20 protein-coding genes are annotated in these 20,244 nt (G+C 59.5%); 10 read left to right on the top strand and 10 right to left on the bottom strand.

The features are described from left to right. Nucleotides 1–112 precede the first annotated feature (112 nt). Complete coding sequence (locus PMI22_RS12815; RefSeq protein ID WP_007946383.1) at nucleotides 113–1,423, bottom strand: ATP-binding protein; 1,311 nt, start codon at nucleotides 1,421–1,423, stop codon at nucleotides 113–115. Continuing rightward, complete coding sequence (locus PMI22_RS12820; RefSeq protein ID WP_007946382.1) at nucleotides 1,420–2,160, bottom strand: response regulator; 741 nt, start codon at nucleotides 2,158–2,160, stop codon at nucleotides 1,420–1,422. The genes PMI22_RS12815 and PMI22_RS12820 overlap by 4 nt, the downstream gene beginning before the upstream one ends. Before the next feature lie 306 nt (nucleotides 2,161–2,466). On the opposite strand from PMI22_RS12820, the gene PMI22_RS12825 reads away from it, so the two are divergent. From PMI22_RS12825 to PMI22_RS12835, 3 genes are all read left to right on the top strand, one after another. Then, on the top strand, nucleotides 2,467–2,730 hold the full coding sequence (locus PMI22_RS12825; RefSeq protein WP_007946381.1) for a DUF2790 domain-containing protein: 264 nt from the start codon (nucleotides 2,467–2,469) through the stop codon (nucleotides 2,728–2,730). A 48-nt stretch (nucleotides 2,731–2,778) separates the two neighbouring features. Next, complete coding sequence (locus tag PMI22_RS12830) at nucleotides 2,779–2,991, top strand: hypothetical protein (RefSeq protein WP_007946379.1); 213 nt, start codon at nucleotides 2,779–2,781, stop codon at nucleotides 2,989–2,991. A 148-nt stretch (nucleotides 2,992–3,139) separates the two neighbouring features. Then, nucleotides 3,140–4,348: a cytochrome c biogenesis protein DipZ gene (locus tag PMI22_RS12835; RefSeq protein WP_007946378.1), complete on the top strand. Its 1,209-nt coding sequence runs from the start codon at nucleotides 3,140–3,142 to the stop codon at nucleotides 4,346–4,348. 22 nt (nucleotides 4,349–4,370) lie between these two features. On the opposite strand, the gene PMI22_RS12840 is transcribed toward PMI22_RS12835, so the two are convergent. After that, nucleotides 4,371–5,348 carry an AraC family transcriptional regulator gene (locus PMI22_RS12840; protein ID WP_007946377.1) on the bottom strand — a complete coding sequence of 326 codons (978 nt, stop codon included), beginning with the start codon at nucleotides 5,346–5,348 and terminating at the stop codon, nucleotides 4,371–4,373. Nucleotides 5,349–5,529: 181 nt separating this feature from the next. On the opposite strand from PMI22_RS12840, the gene PMI22_RS12845 reads away from it, so the two are divergent. Both PMI22_RS12845 and PMI22_RS12850 read left to right on the top strand, forming a co-directional pair. After that, the gene (locus PMI22_RS12845; protein WP_007946376.1) at nucleotides 5,530–5,799 is read left to right on the top strand and encodes a DUF4242 domain-containing protein; all 270 of its coding nucleotides are present in this window, start codon (nucleotides 5,530–5,532) and stop codon (nucleotides 5,797–5,799) included. A 37-nt stretch (nucleotides 5,800–5,836) separates the two neighbouring features. Further along, nucleotides 5,837–6,649: a class I SAM-dependent methyltransferase gene (locus PMI22_RS12850; RefSeq protein WP_007946375.1), complete on the top strand. Its 813-nt coding sequence runs from the start codon at nucleotides 5,837–5,839 to the stop codon at nucleotides 6,647–6,649. A 175-nt stretch (nucleotides 6,650–6,824) separates the two neighbouring features. On the opposite strand, the gene pcsA is transcribed toward PMI22_RS12850, so the two are convergent. After that, nucleotides 6,825–7,547, bottom strand: a complete 723-nt coding sequence (pcsA, locus tag PMI22_RS12855; RefSeq protein ID WP_033049304.1) for a phosphatidylcholine synthase — start codon at nucleotides 7,545–7,547, stop codon at nucleotides 6,825–6,827. Between the two features lie 227 nt (nucleotides 7,548–7,774). On the opposite strand from pcsA, the gene PMI22_RS12860 reads away from it, so the two are divergent. The 4 genes from PMI22_RS12860 (at nucleotide 7,775) to ligD (ending at nucleotide 13,714) form a co-directional block, all read left to right on the top strand. Continuing rightward, entirely contained in the window at nucleotides 7,775–8,500 is a 726-nt protein-coding gene (locus PMI22_RS12860; protein ID WP_007946373.1) for a tellurite resistance TerB family protein, read from the top strand. 261 nt (nucleotides 8,501–8,761) lie between these two features. Continuing rightward, the gene (locus PMI22_RS12865) at nucleotides 8,762–10,138 is read left to right on the top strand and encodes an iron-containing redox enzyme family protein (RefSeq protein WP_007946371.1); all 1,377 of its coding nucleotides are present in this window, start codon (nucleotides 8,762–8,764) and stop codon (nucleotides 10,136–10,138) included. A 10-nt stretch (nucleotides 10,139–10,148) separates the two neighbouring features. Next, nucleotides 10,149–11,141, top strand: a complete 993-nt coding sequence (locus PMI22_RS12870) for a methyltransferase (protein WP_007946370.1) — start codon at nucleotides 10,149–10,151, stop codon at nucleotides 11,139–11,141. After that, nucleotides 11,138–13,714 carry a DNA ligase D gene (gene ligD / locus PMI22_RS12875; RefSeq protein ID WP_007946369.1) on the top strand — a complete coding sequence of 859 codons (2,577 nt, stop codon included), beginning with the start codon at nucleotides 11,138–11,140 and terminating at the stop codon, nucleotides 13,712–13,714. The genes PMI22_RS12870 and ligD overlap by 4 nt, the downstream gene beginning before the upstream one ends. A gap of 68 nt (nucleotides 13,715–13,782) precedes the next feature. Here the strand turns inward: ligD and PMI22_RS12880 are convergent, their stop codons facing one another. The 3 genes from PMI22_RS12880 to PMI22_RS12890 form a co-directional block, all read right to left on the bottom strand. Further along, entirely contained in the window at nucleotides 13,783–14,457 is a 675-nt protein-coding gene (locus tag PMI22_RS12880; protein ID WP_007946367.1) for a DUF3313 domain-containing protein, read from the bottom strand. Nucleotides 14,458–14,507: 50 nt separating this feature from the next. After that, nucleotides 14,508–15,773 (bottom strand): OmpP1/FadL family transporter, encoded by a 1,266-nt coding sequence (locus PMI22_RS12885; RefSeq protein WP_007946366.1) that lies wholly within the window; start codon nucleotides 15,771–15,773, stop codon nucleotides 14,508–14,510. A gap of 67 nt (nucleotides 15,774–15,840) precedes the next feature. Continuing rightward, complete coding sequence (locus tag PMI22_RS12890; RefSeq protein WP_007946365.1) at nucleotides 15,841–17,454, bottom strand: arylsulfatase; 1,614 nt, start codon at nucleotides 17,452–17,454, stop codon at nucleotides 15,841–15,843. A gap of 228 nt (nucleotides 17,455–17,682) precedes the next feature. On the opposite strand from PMI22_RS12890, the gene PMI22_RS12895 reads away from it, so the two are divergent. Beyond that, on the top strand, nucleotides 17,683–18,495 hold the full coding sequence (locus PMI22_RS12895; protein ID WP_007946364.1) for a hypothetical protein: 813 nt from the start codon (nucleotides 17,683–17,685) through the stop codon (nucleotides 18,493–18,495). 31 nt (nucleotides 18,496–18,526) lie between these two features. Here the strand turns inward: PMI22_RS12895 and PMI22_RS12900 are convergent, their stop codons facing one another. The 3 genes from PMI22_RS12900 to PMI22_RS12910 form a co-directional block, all read right to left on the bottom strand. Beyond that, on the bottom strand, nucleotides 18,527–18,985 hold the full coding sequence (locus PMI22_RS12900) for a glycine zipper 2TM domain-containing protein (protein WP_007946362.1): 459 nt from the start codon (nucleotides 18,983–18,985) through the stop codon (nucleotides 18,527–18,529). A 27-nt stretch (nucleotides 18,986–19,012) separates the two neighbouring features. Next, nucleotides 19,013–19,441: a hypothetical protein gene (locus PMI22_RS12905; protein WP_007946361.1), complete on the bottom strand. Its 429-nt coding sequence runs from the start codon at nucleotides 19,439–19,441 to the stop codon at nucleotides 19,013–19,015. 63 nt (nucleotides 19,442–19,504) lie between these two features. Next, entirely contained in the window at nucleotides 19,505–20,182 is a 678-nt protein-coding gene (locus PMI22_RS12910; protein WP_007946360.1) for a DUF3313 domain-containing protein, read from the bottom strand. Nucleotides 20,183–20,244: the final 62 nt, after the last annotated feature.

The following is a 20,244-nucleotide window of genomic DNA, read 5'->3' as shown; positions in this document are numbered from 1 at the left end:
GCCGAACGCAGGCTTCGCCAGCTGCTACGGTTCGTGTTATCGCTTAACTGATCGGCATTAGGGCAAGCCCGCTCCCACAGGTTTAGAGGTGCGCCCGGAAAAGCTCACTGGTCTACTGATTGACAGGCCTAGCCGACAGCTTCAGCTCCGCACACAACCCCCCACCCTCACGATTGCTCAACCTCAACGACCCGCCGATTGCCGTCGCCAGTTGCTGGGCAATTGCCAACCCCAATCCTGTCCCGCCGGTGCTGCGGTTACGCGAATTCTCCACCCGGTAAAACGGTTCCATCACGTGGGCCAGTTCTTCCTCGGCAATGCCCGGGCCGCGATCCATGACGGTCACCGACAGGCTGCCGTTTTTTCTTTCCACCTTCAGTTCAGCGGCGCCGGCAAATTTCAATGCGTTGTCGGTGAGGTTCACCAATACCCGCCGCAACGCATGCGGCCGGGTATCGATCACCGCGCCAGTTTTGCCACTCAGTTGCACGTCTTTGCCCATGTCCTGATAGTCGAACACCAGGCTGTCGAGGAATGAATCCAGGTCGGTTCGGCGACTTTCTTCGGTGGCGCCATGAATGCTGCGCGCGTACGCGACGCCTTCGCGCACCAGATGCTCCATCTCGCCGAGGTCGCTCCACAACTTGTCTTTCTCGGTGGAGTCGTCCATGAATTCGGCGCGCAGTTTCATGCGGGTGATCGGGGTTTGCAGGTCGTGGGAAATCGCCGCCAGCAGTTGCATGCGCTCCTTGAGGTAGGCGGCGATGCGCGCCTGCATTGAATTGAACGCCTTGGCCGCGTGGGCGACTTCGATGGGGCCTTTTTCGTCCAGGTGCACGGCGTGGGCATTGGGGTCGAGGGTTTCCACGGCTTGGGCAAGGCGCGTCAATGGGCGGATGGCGATGCGCACGGCCAGCCAGGTGCAGGCGATCAACACCGCCAATTGGCCGAGCAGGACGAAGGGTAGCCACGGCGATAACGGCACCATCGACGGGCGTACGTCGATGGTGACGGGGCTGCCATCGGACAGTTTCAGATGAACCTGAAAGTGTTTGATCGGGCCGGGAATGTCGCTCACGGTCATCGGGTAATCCTTGCCGATGGCGTCCTTGATCGAGGTCACCGCAATCGGCGTGTCGCGCATGGCCTCGCCCGGCGAGCCTTCATCCAGCAGATAGCGGTAATTGCGCCGGTCCAGTTGTTTCAGCCAGCTCATTCGTTCCGCCGCCGGCAAGCGGTCGAGGATAGCGATGGAGGTCGAGACGTCGGTCTCCAGGTTGCCGAGCATGGTGTTCTTCGCGCTTTCGTAACGCTCGTAATACTGCGCGCCGAAGGACAGCGCCTGCGCGAGGATCAAGCCGATCAAGAAGATCAGCGAGAGCCGCGAGGCAAGGGTGCGGGGCCAGCGCAGGTTGAGGTTCATGAGGGCGCCCCGAGTACTTCCACCGGCAGTGAAAACACATAACCCTCACTGCGCACGGTTTTGATGTAAGCCGGCACGCGGGCGTCGTCGAGCAGACGCTGGCGCAAACGGCTGACCAGCAAGTCGATGGAGCGGTCGAACAGGTCGGCGTCGCGGCCCTGGGTCAGGTTCAGCAGTTGATCGCGATTGAGCACCCGCTGCGGGTGATCGAGAAAGACCCGCAGCAGCCGGTATTCGGCGCCGCTGAGCGCGACCATGGTGCCGTCTTCGTCCAGCAAATGCCGGGCCGAAGTGTCGAGGCGCCAGCGCCCGAACGCCAGCAGACGACCGCTTTCCGTCACCACCAGGTTGGGCGGCAACATGCGCGTGCGCCGCAGCACGGCGTTGATTCGGGCGAGCAGTTCGCGGGCGGCGAACGGTTTCACGAGGTAATCGTCGGCGCCCATCTCCAGGCCGATGATGCGGTCGGTTTCGTCGTTGCGCGCGGTCAGCATCAACACCGGGGTGGCCTTGTGTTTACCAGCGCGCAATTCGCGGCAGAGCATCAGGCCGTCGTCGCCGGGCATCATGATGTCGAGCACGATCAGGTCCACTGGGGTGGTTTCAAGAAACGCACGCATCTGGCGCCCGTCGGCGACGACCGTGGTGCGCAGGCCGTTCTTCTTGAGGTAGTTGCCCACCAGTTCCCGGATCTCGCGGTCATCGTCCACGATGAGAATGTGATCGACGTGTTCCATGGGGCCTGGCCTCTATCAATGGGAGATGTTGCGCAGTCTATCGAGCCTTGGCCTGCTCGCCTTCAGCCCTTTGTATTGCAGTGTATCCGGCATGACAGCGGATACACGCAGACGCAAAAACACGGTTTTTCAGGGGTTTTGTATCGCTGTGTATCAGCAGCCAGCTTTGATACGTACGGATTTATACGCGTCTGTTTTCGACACAGACCAGATACCTCGCAGGCTTCTAATAGGTTCCATCGAGGCAAACCAGACCGCCTCGGCTCAATCGAACCACTGACCCATTGAAGCCTTGAGGAAACCGCCATGAACACTAAAGCCATCTACGCCGCTTGCCTGTTTGCCGCACTGAACATCTGCACCTTGTCGGCCCGTGCCGAAGCAGACGTTACCCCGAAAACCTACACCTACGGCACGCATTTGGACATCCAGAAAGTCGTGTCGCTGAAACAGGACGCGGCGCCGAACTGCGGCGTGGTGGATGCACAACTGACCTACCTGGATTCGCAAAACAAAACCCAGGTCCTGGACTACCGCAAATTGGCTGATGGCTGCAACTCGGACAACTGAGTACCTCGACCAGTCATTGCCCACCCCCTTTGAAACAGGAAGCCCATCATGAACAACGTAAGCCGCTATTTGACCGCCATCGCCTTCACCCTCGCCGGTGCTGCCGCCCATGCCAATGCCGCTGTTGAACAGAGTAGCTGTGGCAGCGCTACTTGCTTCCAGCTGACGCCGGTGGCGCACAAGGATGCGAATGGGTTTTTGGCCCAGGACGGTGGCAGCCGGACTCCACAGGGGCGGCAACTGGATAGCCAGACTGCCTGAAAACCCCATCATTCCACTGTGGGAGCGAGCCTGCTCGCGATGACGGCAGCACATTCAACATCTATGTAACTGCCAGACCGCCATCGCGAGCAGGCTCGCTCCCACAGGGATGTCGATGTGTCGCGCTCATTATTTCAAAGGTGATCCCATGTTCCTCATCGCTTTCCTGGGCGGCATATTGACCGTCCTCAGTCCCTGCATCCTGCCGGTCGTACCGTTCCTGTTCGCCGGGGTCAAACGTACTCGGTCCTCCATTCTGCTGACCCTCGGCGGCATGGTCCTGACCTTTGCCCTGATCTCCAGCCTGGCCGTGGTCAGCAGCGAGTGGGTGGTGCAAGCCAACAACACCGGTCGCCAGGTCGCCTTGGTCGTGATGGGGCTGTTTGCCGTGTCGCTGATCTCTGCCCGGGTCGGTGACGTGATGGCCCGCCCGTTCGTGGCGCTTGGCAATCGCCTTGATCCCGACAGTCGCAACCTGTCCGGCCCGTTGAGTTCGGTGATGATCGGTGTGGCCACCGGCCTGCTGTGGGCACCCTGTGCCGGGCCGATCCTCGGGGTGATCCTCACCGGCGCCATGCTGCAAGGCGCCAATGCGCAAACCAGCCTGTTGTTGTTGGCGTACGGCCTGGGCAGTGCGTTGTCCCTGGGCACTTTGATTTTCGCTGGACGCGGCCTGGTCAATCGCTTGAAAGCGTCGATCCCGGTCACCGGTTGGTTGCGTCGAGGTACCGGTGTTGCGGTGCTGGCGGCGGCGGCGGTGATTTCCAGTGGTGCCGACAAAGTCCTGCTGGCCGGTACTTCGTCCGAAGCCGTCAGCAGCCTTGAGAAAGGCGTGATGGAAACCGTGCCGAAAGTGGTCGATTACTTCGTCAGCAAAGTGAAGGCCGATACGATGGACAACGCCCAAGGCGCCATGCCGTCAATCAATGGCGCCGTCGAATGGCTCAATTCGCCAGCCCTGACCAACGAATCGCTGAAAGGCAAAGTGGTGCTGGTGGATTTCTGGACCTATGACTGCATCAACTGCCAGCACACGCTGCCGTATGTGAAGGATTGGGCGAAGAAATACGAGAAGGATGGCCTGGTGGTGATCGGCGTGCACACCCCGGAATACGGTTTCGAACGCATCATCGACAACGTCAAGGAGCAGGTGAAAAAGCTCGGCATCACCTACCCGGTGGCCATCGACAACAACTACGCGATCTGGCGCAACTTTGACAATCAGTACTGGCCCGCCCACTACCTGATCGACGCCAAGGGGCAGGTGCGTTACACCCACTTCGGTGAAGGCAGCTACGACACTCAGGAGAAGGTGATCCAGCAACTGCTGGAAGAGGCGAAAGCCCCGGCGGCATGACGATCAAATCAATGGCCCACAGCTACGCGCCATGGGCCATTGGTTTGTTTGCCTGAATGCGCCGCCACGCGGCCGGGGGCGCACCGAACTCGCGACGAAAGGCCCGGCTGAATGCCGTATCCGTCTGGTAACCCACTTCTTCGGCAATGCGCATCAGTGAGCTGTTACTGCTGCGTAACAGGTTGGCCGCCAGCAACATCCGCCATTGCGTCAGGTACTGCATCGGCGAACTCCCGACCATTTGCTGAAAGCGTTCCGCCAACACCGATCTTGAGGTGCCGGCCGTGCGCGCCAGCTCATCCAGCGTCCAGGCGTGGCAAGGCTTTTTGTGCAGGGCGTTCAACGCGCCGCCGACAATCCGGTCACCGACCCCGGCCAGCCACCCGGTACGCCCTTCGCCCTGTTCGTTCATGTACAGGCGCAGCACTTCGATGAACAACACCTCGGCCAGTTTCGCCAGCACACCTTCGCCACCGGGCCTTGGCGAGCGGGCTTCAGCCAACGCATAACGCACCGAAGATTCGAGCCACATGCCGGCATTCGAGCCGCGCACGTTTACCCGCACCACCGGAGGCAGCCCGGTAAGCAGCATGCCGGCCAACCGCGTATCGCACGCCAGGTAGCCGCACACCAACCGCGTGACTGCGCCGCCGCCGCCATAACTCAACTGCCGTGGTCGCCGGGCCAGTACCACGTCCAGCCGCGCGCCGGTGGCGGGCGCCAGACCCGGTTTAGAACACATACGATGGGCATGGCCTTGGGGGAAAACCACCACATCGCCGGCCGTCAGCAGCAACGGAGGATCGTCACCGAGTTCGACATAACACTCACCCTCGGTGATCAAGTGAAAGATCACCACGCGTTCGGCACCGGGCTCCAGAAACGGTGCCGCCGTATCGGCGCTGGGCGACTGGTAGCACCAAGGCGCGGTGAACCGGGCATTGATGAAAATCGCGCCAACCAGGCGCACGACACGCAAGGTTTGTGACAGGGCGTCCATGGCGGTTTTCCGATGTGCGGATGGTGTTGATTGTGAGCCTGTCGCCGCACCGTGGCTAACCTCCGGACGATCGGACAAGGTTGGCCGACGATCGGGCAGGACGTTGGCCCGAGCTGGGGCGATAGTTGATTCAACAGGGCACTACCGACCCTGTTATCAATAACAAGAATGAGAGGTTGCCATGCCAAAGTTCGTCATAGAGCGCGAGATCCCGGGCGTTGGAGCACTGTCAGAGCGCGATTTGAAAGCCGCCTCGCTAAAGTCCTGCAATGTGTTGCGCGACCTGCCAGAAGTGCAGTGGCTCCAGAGTTACGTCACCGGTGACAAACTATACTGCGTGTACATCGCACCCAACGAAGCGCTCATCAAAGAACACGCCACCCGCAGTGGTTTCCCGGCCAACCGAATTTCCCAAGTGGCGAACATTATCGATCCCACCACGGCTGAATAGGCCGCGGTCGCTTTGCAATCCTTACGGAGCAGACTTCATGAGTACACCGATTGATCTCACTGCCCTTAAAAACCGCCAGATGGCCTCCTGGGCCAGCGGCGACTACGCCGTCATCGGCACCACGTTGCAGATTGTCGGCGAGCAACTTGCCGAAACCTGCGACCTGCTCTGTGACGAGCGGGTGCTGGACGTCGCCGCTGGCAACGGCAATGCAACACTCGCCGCCGCACGCCGTGGCTGCAAGGTCACTTCCACCGACTACGTTGCCGCGTTGCTGGAGCGTGGCGAAGACCGGGCCAGGGCAGAGCACCTGGACGTGACCTTCCAGGTAGCCGACGCTGAAGCGCTGCCGTTCGAGGACGCGAGCTTCGATGCCGTGCTGTCGACCTTCGGCGTGATGTTTACGCCCGATCAGGCCAAAGCCGCCGCCGAACTGGCACGAGTCTGCCGCCCCGGTGGGCGAATCGGCCTGGCCAACTGGACGCCGGAAGGCTATGTCGGGCAGATGTTCAAGACCCTGGGCCGGCACCTGCCGCCACCGGCGGGCGCACAACCACCGTCTAACTGGGGCACCGAAACCTGGCTGCATTCACACTTCGATGAACGCGACTTTCTGGTCCAAGTGACACGCCGTACCTTCAACTTCCGCTATCGCTCGGCGGCGCACTTCATCGACACCTTCCGCACCTGGTACGGGCCGGTCCATAAAGCCTTTGCGGTGCTGCCGCCCGAGGGTGCCCAGGCGTTTGAACAGGACCTGACCGAGCTGCTGAGCCGGGCGAACCGGGCAGGGGAGAAGTCGCTGGTGGTGCCGAGCGAATACCTTGAAGTCGTCATCACACGGCGCTGATCTGGCGTAGATCTAAATGTGGGAGCAACTGTCTTGATGACTTTATTTTTAAGGCTTATCGGAAGGCAGCTGAACTCCCACAGCTCCAAGCCATGCGAGTTCCTTACAAACACGCAGACCTTCATCGGGTGTGAGCGGTGAGCCGAGTCGAACGATATGAATGGCCATGTCGGCATTATGGCTGGCGCGAGCCATCAAACCACTCCCGTGCCGTGCGCCAGATGCAGACCCCCAGAAAGTAAGCCGACATCAGTAGCCAAAGTCCCATCACCATCGGGTTGATGACCGGATGGTTGAGCACCAGCGACAAACTGCACAACAACCAGATGGCCGTCACGGCGATGTTGACGGGCATAAAGCGGCGCACGCGAAACGGGTGCAGGAACTTCATCCGCGTCACCGTCAACAGGGCCAGGCCGATGACGGTGAGCAAGGTGATCCACGGTGTTGGCGCGATGATGTACAGACACAGCGCGACCACGTTCCATGCGGCCGGAAAACCCTGGAAGTAATTGTCTTGGCTTTTCATGTTGACGTTGCAGAAGCACAACAGCGAGGACACCAGAATCAGCGACACCGTCAGCAGCAGCGTGTAGTCCGGCAACGGCACGTAGCGATAAATAAACAGCGCCGGTATAAACACATAGGTCAGGTAATCGATGACCAGGTCCAGAATCGAACCATCAAAACCGGGCAGCACCGACTGCACATTGACCTTGCGCGCAAGTGCGCCATCCAGCCCGTCGACGATCAGCGCAACCCCCAGCCACAGCAGGCACTGGGTCGGTTGGTTGTCCAGCAACGCCAGCGTGGCGAGGAAGGCGGTCACTACGCCGGTCGCGGTGAAACCATGGGCTCCCCATGCTTTGAGCCTGGCAATGTGTAGGGTCGAAATCACGGGGGCGTTCTCCAGAAAGTGAAGCAAGCCTGTTATCACCCCTTCAAGTGGAGGTGTCGGCAAACCGGGCGGGTTGCAGGTATCGACCGGGAATCCGGGGGTAAGGTTCACCGTCGGTAGATCCTGGCGACGTGCCGGGCTTCACGCCAGCCCAACGGTGGTGGCGCATTAGCCGGCGAGAACTATCGTTGCCTGACTGATTCACTTCCCTTCAGGAGGACATCGTCATGAACACCAGCGATCTACTCGAACAATTACTACGGGCCGGCCAGGGCTCGATGTCGCAATCGAGCGGCGGTGGTGCGTCATCTCAAAATCCGCTCGGCGGAATGGGCGGGTTACTGGGCAGCCTGATGGGCGGCAAGGCCGGCTCAAGCAGTGGCGGTGGTGGCCTGGATGACTTGCTCGGCGGTTTGCTGGGTGGCGGCTCACCCACAGGCGGTCCGAGCCAAAGTCGCTCCGGAGGCGGCACCCGCTATGCCGCCCTGGCCTCGTTGGGGATGATGGCCTTTCAGGCGTATCAGGCGTGGCAGCGCAGTCAGGCCACAGCGCCACAACAGCCGCCGCGCACAGTCGACTTATTGTCGGGCCCGGACGTCGAAGACCACAGCCATGCCGTGCTACGCGCCTTGATTGCAGCGGCGAAGGCCGATGGCCGCATTGATGATGCAGAGATGCAGATGATCACCGCTGAAATCGGCAAACATATTGATGACCCCGACCTTCAGCAATGGCTGGATGAAGAAGTCGCCCGGCCGCTGGATGCCACCGATGTGTCGGTGTCGGCCACCGACCCGGCGATTGCGGCGGAAATGTACCTCGCCAGCGTAATGCTGGTGAACGATCAAGGGGAGGCCGAGCGTGCCTATCTGGACGAACTGGCGGCGGCGCTGAAGATCGAGCCCGAGTTGCAGGTGCATCTGGAGCAGCGGGCCAAGGGTGGCGCTGCCTGAGGGGCAGCCACATAAATTATGTTGGCTATCAGATTGCTTTCGCGAGCAGGCTCGCTCCCACATTAGATTTGTAAACACAGATCCATTGTGGGAGCGAGCCTGCTCGCGAAGATCGATAACGCGGTCAGTTGTGTTGTTCGCGCCCGTCTGTCCGGGCATTTTCAACGCCGATTGAATTTTTATCCGGCGCCATCGCTCTGCTGATGTAGAGACGTGTTGCTTGAGCGTCCTGCCACTGGCCATAGACCGAGAGATGCGCCCATGACTGCCCTGACACAGCTCCAATCCCGGCCTGCCCACGAGCAGGCGATTTCTGCCACCGGTAGCCTGAAGCAGACCTACGAGCAGTTGCTGTTGAGCGACGACGCGGCATCTATTGCCCGGACATTTCTGTACGCTCAACTGCAGCAAGCGGCGAACCTGCCCCAGGACCTGCCGCAAGACCTCTCGGCCCTGCAAGACTTTGTCGAACAGCACGCCACCGAGGTGGCGCGCCAATACGCCGACTACCTCAAAGCGCGCAAAGCAGGGGGCGAGCGGCAGTTTTTCAGCAACAAAGCCCACGCGCTGTTTTTCCTGCAAGCCGTAGCGCCGACCAAACTGGTGGACGGCGCCTGGCTGGCCGGGTTGTTGCCGCAGTGGCGCGATCCGCGTTTCGACGGGCTGATCTGCACCTACCTGGAAGAGTTGGGCGACGGCAACCCGGCGCAGAACCATGTGGTGATTTACCGCAGGCTGCTGGCTGAACTGGGCTTGCAGGACACCGGCGTCATCGCCGACGAGCATTACCTGCAAGGCGCGATACAACTGGCGCTGGGTGCATGCGCCGATGAGTTTTTACCCGAGGTGATCGGCTATAACCTGGGCTATGAACAACTGCCGCTGCACTTGCTGATCAGCGCCTATGAACTCAGTGAGTTGGGCATTGATCCGTATTACTTCACTCTGCACGTGACCATCGACAATGCCAGCACCGGCCACGCGCACAAAGCCGTGCAGGCAGTGTTGCAACTAATGCCGCTGGAGGGTGATCGCGACGAATTTCTGCGTCGGGTCGTGGAAGGGTATCGGCTGAATGATCTGGGGCAGGGCAGTCGGGCGATCATCGAGTCGTTCAACCTCTATGACGAAGTGCTGAACATGCTGGAGCGCAAACGTCCGTTCGGCCAGCACATGCATTCCGACTACTGCCGCTTTGAAGGCAAGACCGTCAACCAGTGGCTGTCGGCACCCGAGCAGTTGCCGGGCTTTCTTGCTGCCCTCGAAAACAAAGGCTGGATCAAGCGTCACCAGGACCCGCAAGGCAGCCGTTTCTGGCAGCTGATCGAGGGCGATGGCGCGGCCATGTTCGGGGTGTTCAGCCCTTATGAAAAACAACTGCTGCACGACTGGATCGCCGGTGACTGGACGCCCGAGCGTCCGCCGCCAGCGTATCGCCGCAGCCTCGGTGACGCCGTCGAACCCGCCTTGCCGGCCAGCGATCCGGATGTCCAGAGCCTGCAAGCGGCGCTGGAGGGACGGACCGCCGCCGAGCAAATGCAGGTGTTGATCCCGTGGCTGTCGGCGCATCGGCATTCCCATCCCGCCGGCCTGTTGGCCACGCGACGATTCATCGAGCTCAAATCCAGCGTTCGCTAAGGAGCCTTACATGAATCAGGAAGAACACATGGACACTGCCGACCTGGCATTATTGCAACTGGGACGCCGGTTGCAGGCTGACGGCTATCGATTCACCACACCAACGCCACTGACGCATCAGCGAGTGCTGGATCGAGCCTTGGGGCGCCAAGCCCAGACCTTGCGCGATGTCTTCGGTTGGTCACGGCCGTTCGAGCCGGGGCTGTTGTTGGCGGATGAGCAGCGGCAGTTGCAACAGGCTGGCGTACTCGAAGAAAGCAACGGCCACTTGAAAAGCCGGGTGCGCTGGTCGAGCCTGGATGACCTGTTGTTTGTGCATTCGGCCTTTCCAACCGACGCAGCTGACTCGGTATTCTTTGGTCCGGACACGTACCGGTTTGCGCAACTGATCCATGCCCATCTGCAACACAATTTCGTCCCGATCCGGCGTGCCGTGGACATCGGCTGTGGGGCTGGCGTCGGCGCGATTGTGATTGCCCGTGCACGCCGTGAAGCCCAGGTTCTGGCAGTCGACATCAACCCGGCGGCGCTGCGCCTGACGGCCATCAATGCCGCGCTCGCCGAGGTGGCCAATGTCAGCACCGAAGCCAGCGATGTATTGCAGGGCGTCGACGGTCACTTCGACCTGATCGTTGCCAATCCACCCTATATGGCCGACCCGGCCGAGCGCGCCTATCGCCATGGCGGCGGGGCGTTCGGTGCGCAACTGTCGCTGCGCATTGTCGAGCAAGCCTTGAACCGGCTGGCACCCGGCGGTTCGCTGGTGCTGTACACCGGAGTGGCAATGATCGATGGCCTCGATCCGTTTCTGCAAGCACTGACCCCGCGCCTGGAGTCGCCGATGTTCGGCTGGACTTACCGTGAGCTCGATCCCGACGTGTTCGGCGAAGAACTGCTGACCCCCGGTTATCAACGGGTGGAACGGATTGCAGTGGTGGCGCTGATCGTCACGCGGGTCGGCCCCGGTATCGGGGGGATCGTTGCGTCGGCGGGTGCGCCATGAACAAGACCCTCGACGACTACAACCGCATGCGTGACTTCTCGGCGACCTCTGAACCCGCCGCGAGCAAACGCCCCGCAAAGAACAATGCGAAAGACCATGCGTTGCAGTTTTGCATTCAGAAGCACGACGCTTCACGCCTGCACTACGATTTTCGCCTGGAACTCGATGGCGCGCTGAAAAGCTGGGCGGTGCCCAAAGGCCCTTCGCTCGACCCCAAGGTCAAGCGCCTGGCGGTCCACGTCGAAGATCATCCGCTGGACTACGCGACCTTCGAAGGCAACATTCCCGAAGGGCATTACGGGGCGGGTGATGTGATTGTCTGGGACCGTGGCGTGTGGATTCCCCAGGAGGATCCGGCCAAGGCCTACGCCAAGGGCAAGCTCAAGTTCGAACTGCAAGGCGAGAAGCTCGGCGGGCTGTGGAACCTGGTGCGCACGCATATGCCGGGCAAGCAGGAACAATGGTTCTTGATCAAGCATCAGGACAGCGCGGCCAAGCCCGAGAGCGATTACGACGTGGTCGCTGCCGAGCCCGACAGCGTGCTGAGTGACCGGACCCTCGTCACCAAACCAGCAAAAACAGCGGCCAAACCCAAACCCGTCAAGAAGCCCGCCAAACCCAGCGCCAAGACGCCGTCGGCACCACTCACCGGTGCCCACAAAGCCAAACTGCCGGACCAGCTCAAACCCGAACTGGCCACGCTGGTGGAAAAGGCCCCGGAGGGCCAGTGGAGCTACGAGATCAAGTTCGACGGCTACCGGATCATGGCCCGCATCGATCACGGTGACATCAAGCTCTTCACTCGTAACGGCCACGACTGGACCCACAAATTGCCAAGGCAAGCCCGGGCGTTAGCGGCACTGAACCTCGAATCGGCCTGGCTCGACGGTGAAATGGTGGTGGCCGACGAGCAGGGTGTGCCGGACTTTCAGGCCCTGCAAAATGCCTTCGACGCCGGTGCCAGCGCCAACATCCTGTATTACCTGTTCGACCTGCCTTACCTCAATGGTGTGGACCTGCGCGAGGTGCCGGTCGAGGAGCGCAGGGTGGCGTTGTCCACCGTGCTCAAACTCAATCAAGACCCGTTGTTGCGCTTCTCGGACTCGTTCGACGAAGCGCCGGAAGCCTTGCTCAACAGTGCCTGCCAGATGCAGATGGAAGGGCTGATCGGCAAACGTCTGGGCTCGCCGTACGTATCTCGGCGCAGTAGCGACTGGATCAAGCTCAAGTGCAAACACCGCCAGGAATTTGTGGTGGTCGGCTATACCGACCCGAAAGGTTCGCGCAATGCCTTCGGTGCCTTGCTGCTCGGCTTGCATGACCGTGACAGCGGGGAGTTGCGTTACGCCGGCAAGGTCGGCACCGGGTTCAACGAGACAACCCTCAAGCGCATCTACGAACAGATGAAACCGTTGAAGGTGAAAAAGTCGGCTGTGGTCAATCCACCCACCGGTTTCGAGGCCAAGGGTGTGCACTGGTTAAAGCCCGTACTGTTGGCGGAAGTGGCGTACGCTGAAATGACCAAGGAAGGCTCGGTTCGCCATGCGGTATTCCATGGCCTGCGCGATGACAAGTCCGCCGATAACATCACAGAGGAGCAGCCGAAAGTGGTGAAGACTCCAGAGAAAAAAACGTCCGCTGCGGCGAAAAAGAAAACAGACCCACCCGCGCCGTCGCAGATCGGCCTGGACGAAGGCAAGGTGCGCATCACCCACCCAGACCGGATTATCGACGCCTCCAGCGGCACCACCAAAATGCAACTGGCCGAGTATTATGCCCGCGTTGCCGAGTGGATTTTGCCCGAGCTCAAGGACCGGCCCGTGGCGTTGGTGCGCGCGCCGGACGGCATCGCCGGTGAACTGTTTTTCCAGAAAAACGCCGAGCGCCTGGCCATCCCCGGCATCACCACGCTGGACAAGGAACTGACCGGCCAACCGGTGATGATCATCAACAACGCCGAAGCGCTAATTGGCGCCGTACAGATGAGCACGGTGGAACTGCACACCTGGAATGCCACCGCGGACAACCTCGACCGGCCCGACCGCTTTGTGCTCGACCTCGACCCGGACCCGGCGCTGCCCTGGAAGAGCATGGTCGAAGCCACTCAACTGACGCTGTCGGTGCTCGATGAACTGGGGCTCAAGGCATTTCTTAAAACCAGTGGCGGCAAAGGCATTCACCTGGTCGTGCCGTTAACCCGCAAGCTCGGCTGGGACGAAGTAAAAGACTTCAGCCATGCGATTGTCAGCCACATGGCCAAGTTGTTGCCGGAGCGTTTTTCCGCAGTGTCGGGACCGAAGAATCGGGTAGGGCGGATTTTCATCGATTACCTGCGCAACGGTCTGGGCGCGACCACCATTTGCGCCTACGCGGCACGCACCCGTGAAGGGTTGCCGGTATCGGTGCCGGTCTTTCGCGAGGAAGTTGCCGAGCTCAAGGGCGGCAATCAATGGAACGTGCACACCGTGCATGAACGCCTGGCCGAGGTGGGGGATGAGCCTTGGGCGGACCTGAAGAAAACCCGGCAGACGATTACGGCCGAGATGCGACGGCGGGTGGGGATGAAAAAGTGATCGGCGCTCAAGAGGCCGACGCCCCGTTAACGGGGCGCCGGCCGGACCACTTTATTACTTGAAAGCAGTTAGTTGATGAATTGCAGCAGGTCAGAGTTCAGTTTGTCGATGGCGGTTTTGAAGTCTTGCGCCGTGACATTCTGGCTTTCGTTTTCCAGGGTCGAGCCAAACACCTTGCGCACTACTCGGGCCACGGTCTGGTTGTTTTGGGCGTCGACGAATTCCGCTTCGATAAACAGCTCGGTGTTCTGATCGCGGTGGCCGGTGGCTGCCTGAGTCGCCCCGACGACGGCCGCAATCGGCACCACTTCATACCACTTCATGCCTTCGTTCGAGGCGCTGACCCCAGTGATTGCCGCGCGCAGGATCAAGGTTCTGGAACCGGCCGGAACGGCTGACGGGGCGCTGACCACCTGGTATTTCGTGCCCAGTGTGGCCCTGGCCTTGGTGCTCATGTAGTTCTGAATATCGGCCAGCGTCTGCTTGTTGACCCGTTCATTGGGTTTAGGCGCCGGATAGAAATCCAGTTTGTTGAACACTGCGGTGTTATACGCGTTCGGGTTCCACGATGGGCTCACCCAACGCATCGCGGTACCACCGCTAGGTGTTTCGACTTCCTTCAAGTTGTTGTAGCTAGACAGGAAACCGGAGTATTGCGTCGTCTCCGTGACTTTCGAGGTACAACCGCCCAACAGGACGCCGGTCAATGCAGCACCGATAACCAAGCTTCGGGACAGAATCATAGTGTTGTTTACTCCATGGTTTAAATTATGTTTTTTTTTTTTGCTATGCATCAAAAACGCCAAGTCATATTCCCTGTCAGCGCTTGAATCCATGCGCTATCAAATTGACCGGAAATCTGATTGCCCGAAACGGTCTTGGTCTGCTGGTCTGGCATGTCACCGAGCCAAATCAGCGCCCAGCTGACGTTAACGTCGGTGTCCTTGTCAAGAGCATAGGTGGCTCCTGTCCCAAGGCGCCAGCTTTCGTTCATCGGCAAAATCACGCTGCGGTTGCTGTCCGACACGGCGCTGCTGTCGTAAGCCACACCGACGTTCCATAGCCATTGCTCGGTGGCCTGGTATTGCGCACCCAGTGAGAGGTGCCAGGTGTCCTTGAAATGGGCGTCGACCGTTGTCGACTGCGATCCAAATGCCGTGGTATCGACCTGTACGCCGATGTCGCCGAACTTCGACCAGTCCTGCCAGTTCACCGAGGCCAACAATGCCAATTGCGAGTCCATTTGCTGGAACAGGCTGAGGGTGACGGTTTGCGGCACTTTGACGTCGAGGTCGGTTTGAGTGTTGTTGATTCGCTCCAGCAGTCGACCATCGCCTTTCACATCCAGCCGGTCTTCAAAGTCCAGATCGACCTGGCTGGTGTAGGTCAGGCCAATACGCGTGCCGGTCTGCGGGGCGAAGATCACCCCTACGTTGGCGCCATAGCCCCAAGTGCCATCGCGGTACTTGTACTGGCCGTCCGTGCGATCAGTGAAACCGAAGGGGCTACGGTCAATGGCGGTTTGCGCCTTCAACTCGCCGTACATGGCTTTGACGCCCACGCCTACCGACCATTGCTCGTTGAAGCGGTAGGAGACACTGGGCACCATGGACAAACCGACGATGCTGGCGTTTTGTGCAAAATAACGCCCCGACCAATCGTTGTCGTAATTGATGGCAAGCCCGAAATCGCCGTAGGTGCCGAAACCGACACTCCATTGATCGTCCAGCTCATGGGTGACGAAGAAGCTGCCGCCGGGAATCGGATCGAGGGCGTTGCCACTGCCGCTGCCCGGTTCGGTGCCGGCATCGCGATCAAAGGAAACGTCACCGTAGAGCACTTGCAAGCCGCCGGTGATTTGCGTGCCCGGCAAGTAACTCATGCCCGCCGGGTTGTAGGCGATGGTCGAGGGGCCTTGAGCGCGGGCGGCGGCACCGGCGTTGGCCAGACCGACGTTATCCGTGCCGATTTCGTAAAGATTGATGCCGCCGGCCCAAGCTTGCTGGCAGCACAGGGTAAGGAGCGTGAAAGTGGGTAGGGCAACTGTTCTTGTTAGCATGGATTGACCTCACCAAATGTCCATTCAAAAACGGGTGGCCCAGTCGGCCACCCGTGGATTGGGTTGCTTACTTGGCCATCGCCGCTCGGGCTGCCTCGATCTTGGCCTTGACCGAATCGAGGTTAAAACTCGCGCCTTTTTGCATGGGCGGAAACTCTATTGCGGTTTCAGCCAGTTTAGCCACTTGCTGCTGGACGAATACGAAACGCCAGAACTGGAACTTGAACCAGTCGAAGTACTGTTGCGAGCCCTGTGCTGACTGATTTTCCGGCCAACCCATGCGTTCAAAAGGGTCCAGACGAAGGTTGGTCAGGAACGGCACATCCACAGCCACTTTAGCTCCCAGCCACCCACCCGGCTGGTCAATGAAACGATACTTGTAATCATCAATGCGTACCGCACCCAGCGTACTTTCTCCAAAGTAGAAGATTTCATGCCGGTTCGACGGACCTTTTCCGGTGATCATCGGTGTCTGGTCGTAGCCATCGAGGTGCACCTTGTAGGTGGTATCGCCCAGTTGTTTGCCCTTGAGCAGTTCCGGGGTGATGTTCGGGTTACCCGCCGCAGCGACCAGGGTCGGGAACCAGTCCAGGCCGGAAATGATGCCGTTGCCAATCGTGTTAGCCGGCACTTTGCCCGGCCAGCGAATGATCGCCGGTACCCGGAAACCACCTTCCATAATGGTGCCTTTACCCATGGCAAACGGCGTGGTGCCGCCGTCTGGCCAGGTGAAGTTTTCCGCGCCATTGTCGGTGGTGAAAATCACGATGGTGTTGTCATCCATGCCATCCTTTTTCAGCTTGGCCATGACATCGCCGACGACGTCATCAAGCTGCGCCATGCCGGCTTCCTGTTCCGACCAGCCGTTTTCCGAATTGCGCATGGCCTCATACTTGTCGGACAGGTGGGTGACGATGTGCATACGGGTCGGGTTCAACCAGACGAAAAACGGTTTGTTGTCCTGTTTGGCCTTGTCGATGAAGGTGAAGGTCTTGTCGCGAATTTCGTCGTCGACAGTTTTCATCCGCTCTGGATACAGCGTGCCGGCGTCTTCGATTTTCTGTTTGCCGACCTTGCCCCAGCGCGGCATGACGGTGGTGTCATCGGTGGTGGTGGCCCAGCTGTGGACCATGTTGCGCGGACCGACCTTGTCCAGCAGGTCCTTCGGATAGTTGGGGTGCGCCGGGTCTTCCATGGCGTCCAGGTGATAGAGGTAACCGAAGAACTCATCGAAGCCGTGGACGGTGGGCAGGAATTCGTTCAAGTCGCCCAGGTGGTTCTTGCCGAACTGGCCGGTGGCATAACCCATGGATTTCAGGGTGGTGGCGATGGTCACGGCTTCGGCGGGAATGCCGATGGGCGAGCCGGCCTGGCCGACGGTGGTCATGCCCGTGCGGATCGGCAGTTCACCGGTAATGAAGTTGGCGCGTCCGGCCGTACAACTGGCCTCGGCGTAATAATCGGTAAAGCGCATGCCCTCATTGGCGAGCTGGTCGAGATGAGGGGTGCGACCGGACATCATGCCCTGGTTGTAGACACCGATGTTGGACCAGCCAATGTCATCGCCCATGATCACCAGGATGTTGGGCGGCTTATCGGCGGCATGTGTCATGGCGGGGACTAACATTGCGGACATCAGCATAGGTATTGCGAGTGTGGAGAATATCTTTTTCCGATTCATGATCGAGACCCTGTGTACGGCTATAGGTACGCTTAAAGAAAGCCCTCAGGTAACGCCTGAAATGCGGGATCCCCCCACGATGAGATTAGGTAGGTATTGTGAAAATTCCAGACGCAGCCCTCTTAAAAGAGGCAAAACATGCTCAAAACCGCAATTTGTTTAGGGTTTGAATGGCGAGCGTAAGGAAACTGCGCTTTGCTGATACTCAAACCATCAGGGTGTTTAATCATGCCTAGCCAACGACCTGAGCAATACTTGTTGCCTTGTGCCCTGTTCTTCGGGGTGTTGAGTGTTCACGCTGATGATTCCGCGGAGCTGGCCAAAAAATCCCTGAACCCGATCGCGGACTTGTACAGCTTGCCGATCCAGTACAACTGGAATCAGAAGATGGGGCCCACGGGGGAGGGCATGCAAAGCCTGACCAACGTCCAGCCGGTCCTGCCCTTCGAGTTAAATGACCGTTGGAACCTGATCTCCCGCACGATCCTGCCGATCATTGACCAGCATGGCCTGGCTCCGGGCGGCGTGGCGGACAAGTCCGGTGTGGGTGATGTGACTCAAAGTTTTTTCTTCTCGCCCAAGGACCCGACGGAAAGTGGCTGGATTCTGGGTGGTGGGCCGGTGTTGCTGATTCCCACCGGTAGTGACAGGTTGCTGAGCAGTCGGCAGTGGGGGGCAGGGCCGACCATCGTGGCGCTGAAACAATCACACGGATGGACGCGAGGCATTCTGGCCAATCAGATCTGGAGCCTGAGCGGCGAGCAGCCGAATGCGGAAAAGGTCAATCAGACGTTTTTGCAGCCGTTTTGGTCGTACACCACTCACACCTACACCACGTTTGGTGTGAATACCGAGTCGACCTACAACTGGCAAACCAAGGAATGGTCGGTCCCCATCAATGCCACGGTGACTCAGCTGCTCAAGCTGGGAGGCCAGCCGCTGACCATACAGGTTGGGCCACGCTATTGGGCTGACAGTCCCGAGGATGGGGCGCAGGGCTGGGGATTTCGTGCGGCAATTACGTTTTTGTTTCCACGATAAGCCCTAGCCCGCTCAAGTCGGTCTCGTGACCTTAACCGCCTTGCGCTACCACCCGGGCATCATTGCCTTGGCCTTCGATGTACACCTTCATGCCTTTACTCAAGTTCGGATTGATCGGCTGAGTCACCGATACCAGCACGCCACTGGTGACCCGCACGATAATCTGCTGCGCTGCTACCGGTTGGTCATACTTTTTCTTCTCTACATAGTTTCCGCCGGCAGCACCGGCGAGCGCCCCGGCAACCATGGCGACATCGCGCCCGGTGCCATGACCGATCAGGCTGCCGATACCCAGTCCGCCAAGACCGCCGAGCACGGCACCGACACCGCTGTCGTGATTGGTCTGCATCTGTGTCAGCGTGATCTGCTCGATCTTCCCTGCTCGAACCTCGATCTCACCGGCACCGCCATCGGTTGATCCGACGGCAGAGCAGGCACTGATTAACACAGCCGTCAACGTAAGGGTCATCCAGGACAGTATTGCTTTCATGCGGTGTACCTCTTTATCGATAGTCGATTATTTGAATTTGATGGCAATGGCTTTGAGCTTGCGCCCCTGAATCGTATTGACGTCTCGGGCCCATAGCGGGCCGGACACATAGGCCCCGACAGTCGCAATCTGGTCGTAAACCACGACGACCGCGTCTGCGCCAAGTTTGGCGCCTTCGTCTTGCAGTTTCAGTTCGATCTCGGCCATTGGGGGTGCCGGTTCGATACTGGCATCAACCAGAATTTCACCCAGTCGGACGAAGGGGCGCGTCGGTTCTGTGCGTAATATCTGGACTTCGGCTGGAATAGTCGCAGGGTACTGCGGGACCCCGACATACGCGGTTGTCTGCGCGTCCACCGTTGCGCAGCCGCTTAACGCCAGTAGACCGGTGATGAGCGCTGTGAAAAATACTGTTCTGTGCACCCTTGAAAACGGACGAAATGAAAGCGGTTGCATGGCAAATGACCTCTGCTTCAGGTTAATTCAACCGCCAACTTTTTCTGGCGGTTGAAACAGGGTTCAACTGCGGATAAACGCCCATATATCGGCATTCAGTTTGTCGATCGCGGCTTTGAAGTCCTGGGCGGTGATTGCCTCCTTGTCGTTCTCCAGCGGGGTGCCGAATACCTTGCGCACGACTTTGACCACGGTCTGATTGGTCCCTGCGTCGATGAGCTCGGCTTCGATGAACAGGTTAGTGTTCTGATCCCGGTGACCGGTGGCAGCCTGCGTCGCGCCGACAACGGCCGCAATCGGCACCACTTCATACCACTTCATGCCTTCGTTCGAGGCAGTGACCCCGGTGATTGCCGCGCGCAGGACCAAGGTTCTTGCTCCGGCCGGTGCTGCGGCAACGCTAGGCACTATCCGGTATTTCTGGCCCAGCACGCTTTTGGCCGTGCTGGTCATGTAGCTCTGCAAGTCGAGCAACGTCTGCTTATTGACCCGCTCGTTGGGTTTTGGCGCGGGGTAGAACTCCAGCGTATTGAACGCCACGGTGGTATACGCATTGCGGTCAAACGAGGGGCTCACCCAGCGCATCGCCGTGCCACCGCTGGGCGTTTCGACTTCCTTGAGGTCGCTGTAGCTCGACAGGAACCCGGAGTACTGCGTCGTCTCGGTGACTTTCGAGGTACAACCGCCGAGCAGGATTGCGGCTAATGCGGTGCCGATCAGCAGGTTTCGGGACAAGTTCATGGTGTGTGTGCTCCAGGGATAAAGTCGAATGTTTCGGTGATGAAACAGCCGGGCATCGCCCA

Origin of the sequence: Pseudomonas sp. GM21, assembly GCF_000282215.1 — a bacterium.
Classification (GTDB): domain Bacteria; phylum Pseudomonadota; class Gammaproteobacteria; order Pseudomonadales; family Pseudomonadaceae; genus Aquipseudomonas.
This window is presented reverse-complemented; position numbering and strand designations above follow the sequence as displayed.

What these genes read in the sequence shown, in the direction of transcription:
- PMI22_RS12835 (WP_007946378.1), top strand. Translation starts at nt 3,140, where the DNA reads ATGTTCCTCATCGCTTTCCTGGGCGGCATATTGACCGTCCTCAGTCCC.
- PMI22_RS12905 (WP_007946361.1), bottom strand. Translation starts at nt 19,441, where the DNA reads ATGCAACCGCTTTCATTTCGTCCGTTTTCAAGGGTGCACAGAACAGTA.
- PMI22_RS12910 (WP_007946360.1), bottom strand. Translation starts at nt 20,182, where the DNA reads ATGAACTTGTCCCGAAACCTGCTGATCGGCACCGCATTAGCCGCAATC.
- PMI22_RS12870 (WP_007946370.1), top strand. Translation starts at nt 10,149, where the DNA reads ATGAATCAGGAAGAACACATGGACACTGCCGACCTGGCATTATTGCAA.
- PMI22_RS12840 (WP_007946377.1), bottom strand. Translation starts at nt 5,348, where the DNA reads ATGGACGCCCTGTCACAAACCTTGCGTGTCGTGCGCCTGGTTGGCGCG.
- PMI22_RS12890 (WP_007946365.1), bottom strand. Translation starts at nt 17,454, where the DNA reads ATGAATCGGAAAAAGATATTCTCCACACTCGCAATACCTATGCTGATG.
- PMI22_RS12880 (WP_007946367.1), bottom strand. Translation starts at nt 14,457, where the DNA reads ATGATTCTGTCCCGAAGCTTGGTTATCGGTGCTGCATTGACCGGCGTC.
- PMI22_RS12895 (WP_007946364.1), top strand. Translation starts at nt 17,683, where the DNA reads ATGCCTAGCCAACGACCTGAGCAATACTTGTTGCCTTGTGCCCTGTTC.
- PMI22_RS12815 (WP_007946383.1), bottom strand. Translation starts at nt 1,423, where the DNA reads ATGAACCTCAACCTGCGCTGGCCCCGCACCCTTGCCTCGCGGCTCTCG.
- PMI22_RS12845 (WP_007946376.1), top strand. Translation starts at nt 5,530, where the DNA reads ATGCCAAAGTTCGTCATAGAGCGCGAGATCCCGGGCGTTGGAGCACTG.
- ligD (WP_007946369.1), top strand. Translation starts at nt 11,138, where the DNA reads ATGAACAAGACCCTCGACGACTACAACCGCATGCGTGACTTCTCGGCG.
- PMI22_RS12860 (WP_007946373.1), top strand. Translation starts at nt 7,775, where the DNA reads ATGAACACCAGCGATCTACTCGAACAATTACTACGGGCCGGCCAGGGC.
- PMI22_RS12850 (WP_007946375.1), top strand. Translation starts at nt 5,837, where the DNA reads ATGAGTACACCGATTGATCTCACTGCCCTTAAAAACCGCCAGATGGCC.
- PMI22_RS12900 (WP_007946362.1), bottom strand. Translation starts at nt 18,985, where the DNA reads ATGAAAGCAATACTGTCCTGGATGACCCTTACGTTGACGGCTGTGTTA.
- PMI22_RS12865 (WP_007946371.1), top strand. Translation starts at nt 8,762, where the DNA reads ATGACTGCCCTGACACAGCTCCAATCCCGGCCTGCCCACGAGCAGGCG.
- PMI22_RS12820 (WP_007946382.1), bottom strand. Translation starts at nt 2,160, where the DNA reads ATGGAACACGTCGATCACATTCTCATCGTGGACGATGACCGCGAGATC.
- PMI22_RS12825 (WP_007946381.1), top strand. Translation starts at nt 2,467, where the DNA reads ATGAACACTAAAGCCATCTACGCCGCTTGCCTGTTTGCCGCACTGAAC.
- PMI22_RS12830 (WP_007946379.1), top strand. Translation starts at nt 2,779, where the DNA reads ATGAACAACGTAAGCCGCTATTTGACCGCCATCGCCTTCACCCTCGCC.
- PMI22_RS12885 (WP_007946366.1), bottom strand. Translation starts at nt 15,773, where the DNA reads ATGCTAACAAGAACAGTTGCCCTACCCACTTTCACGCTCCTTACCCTG.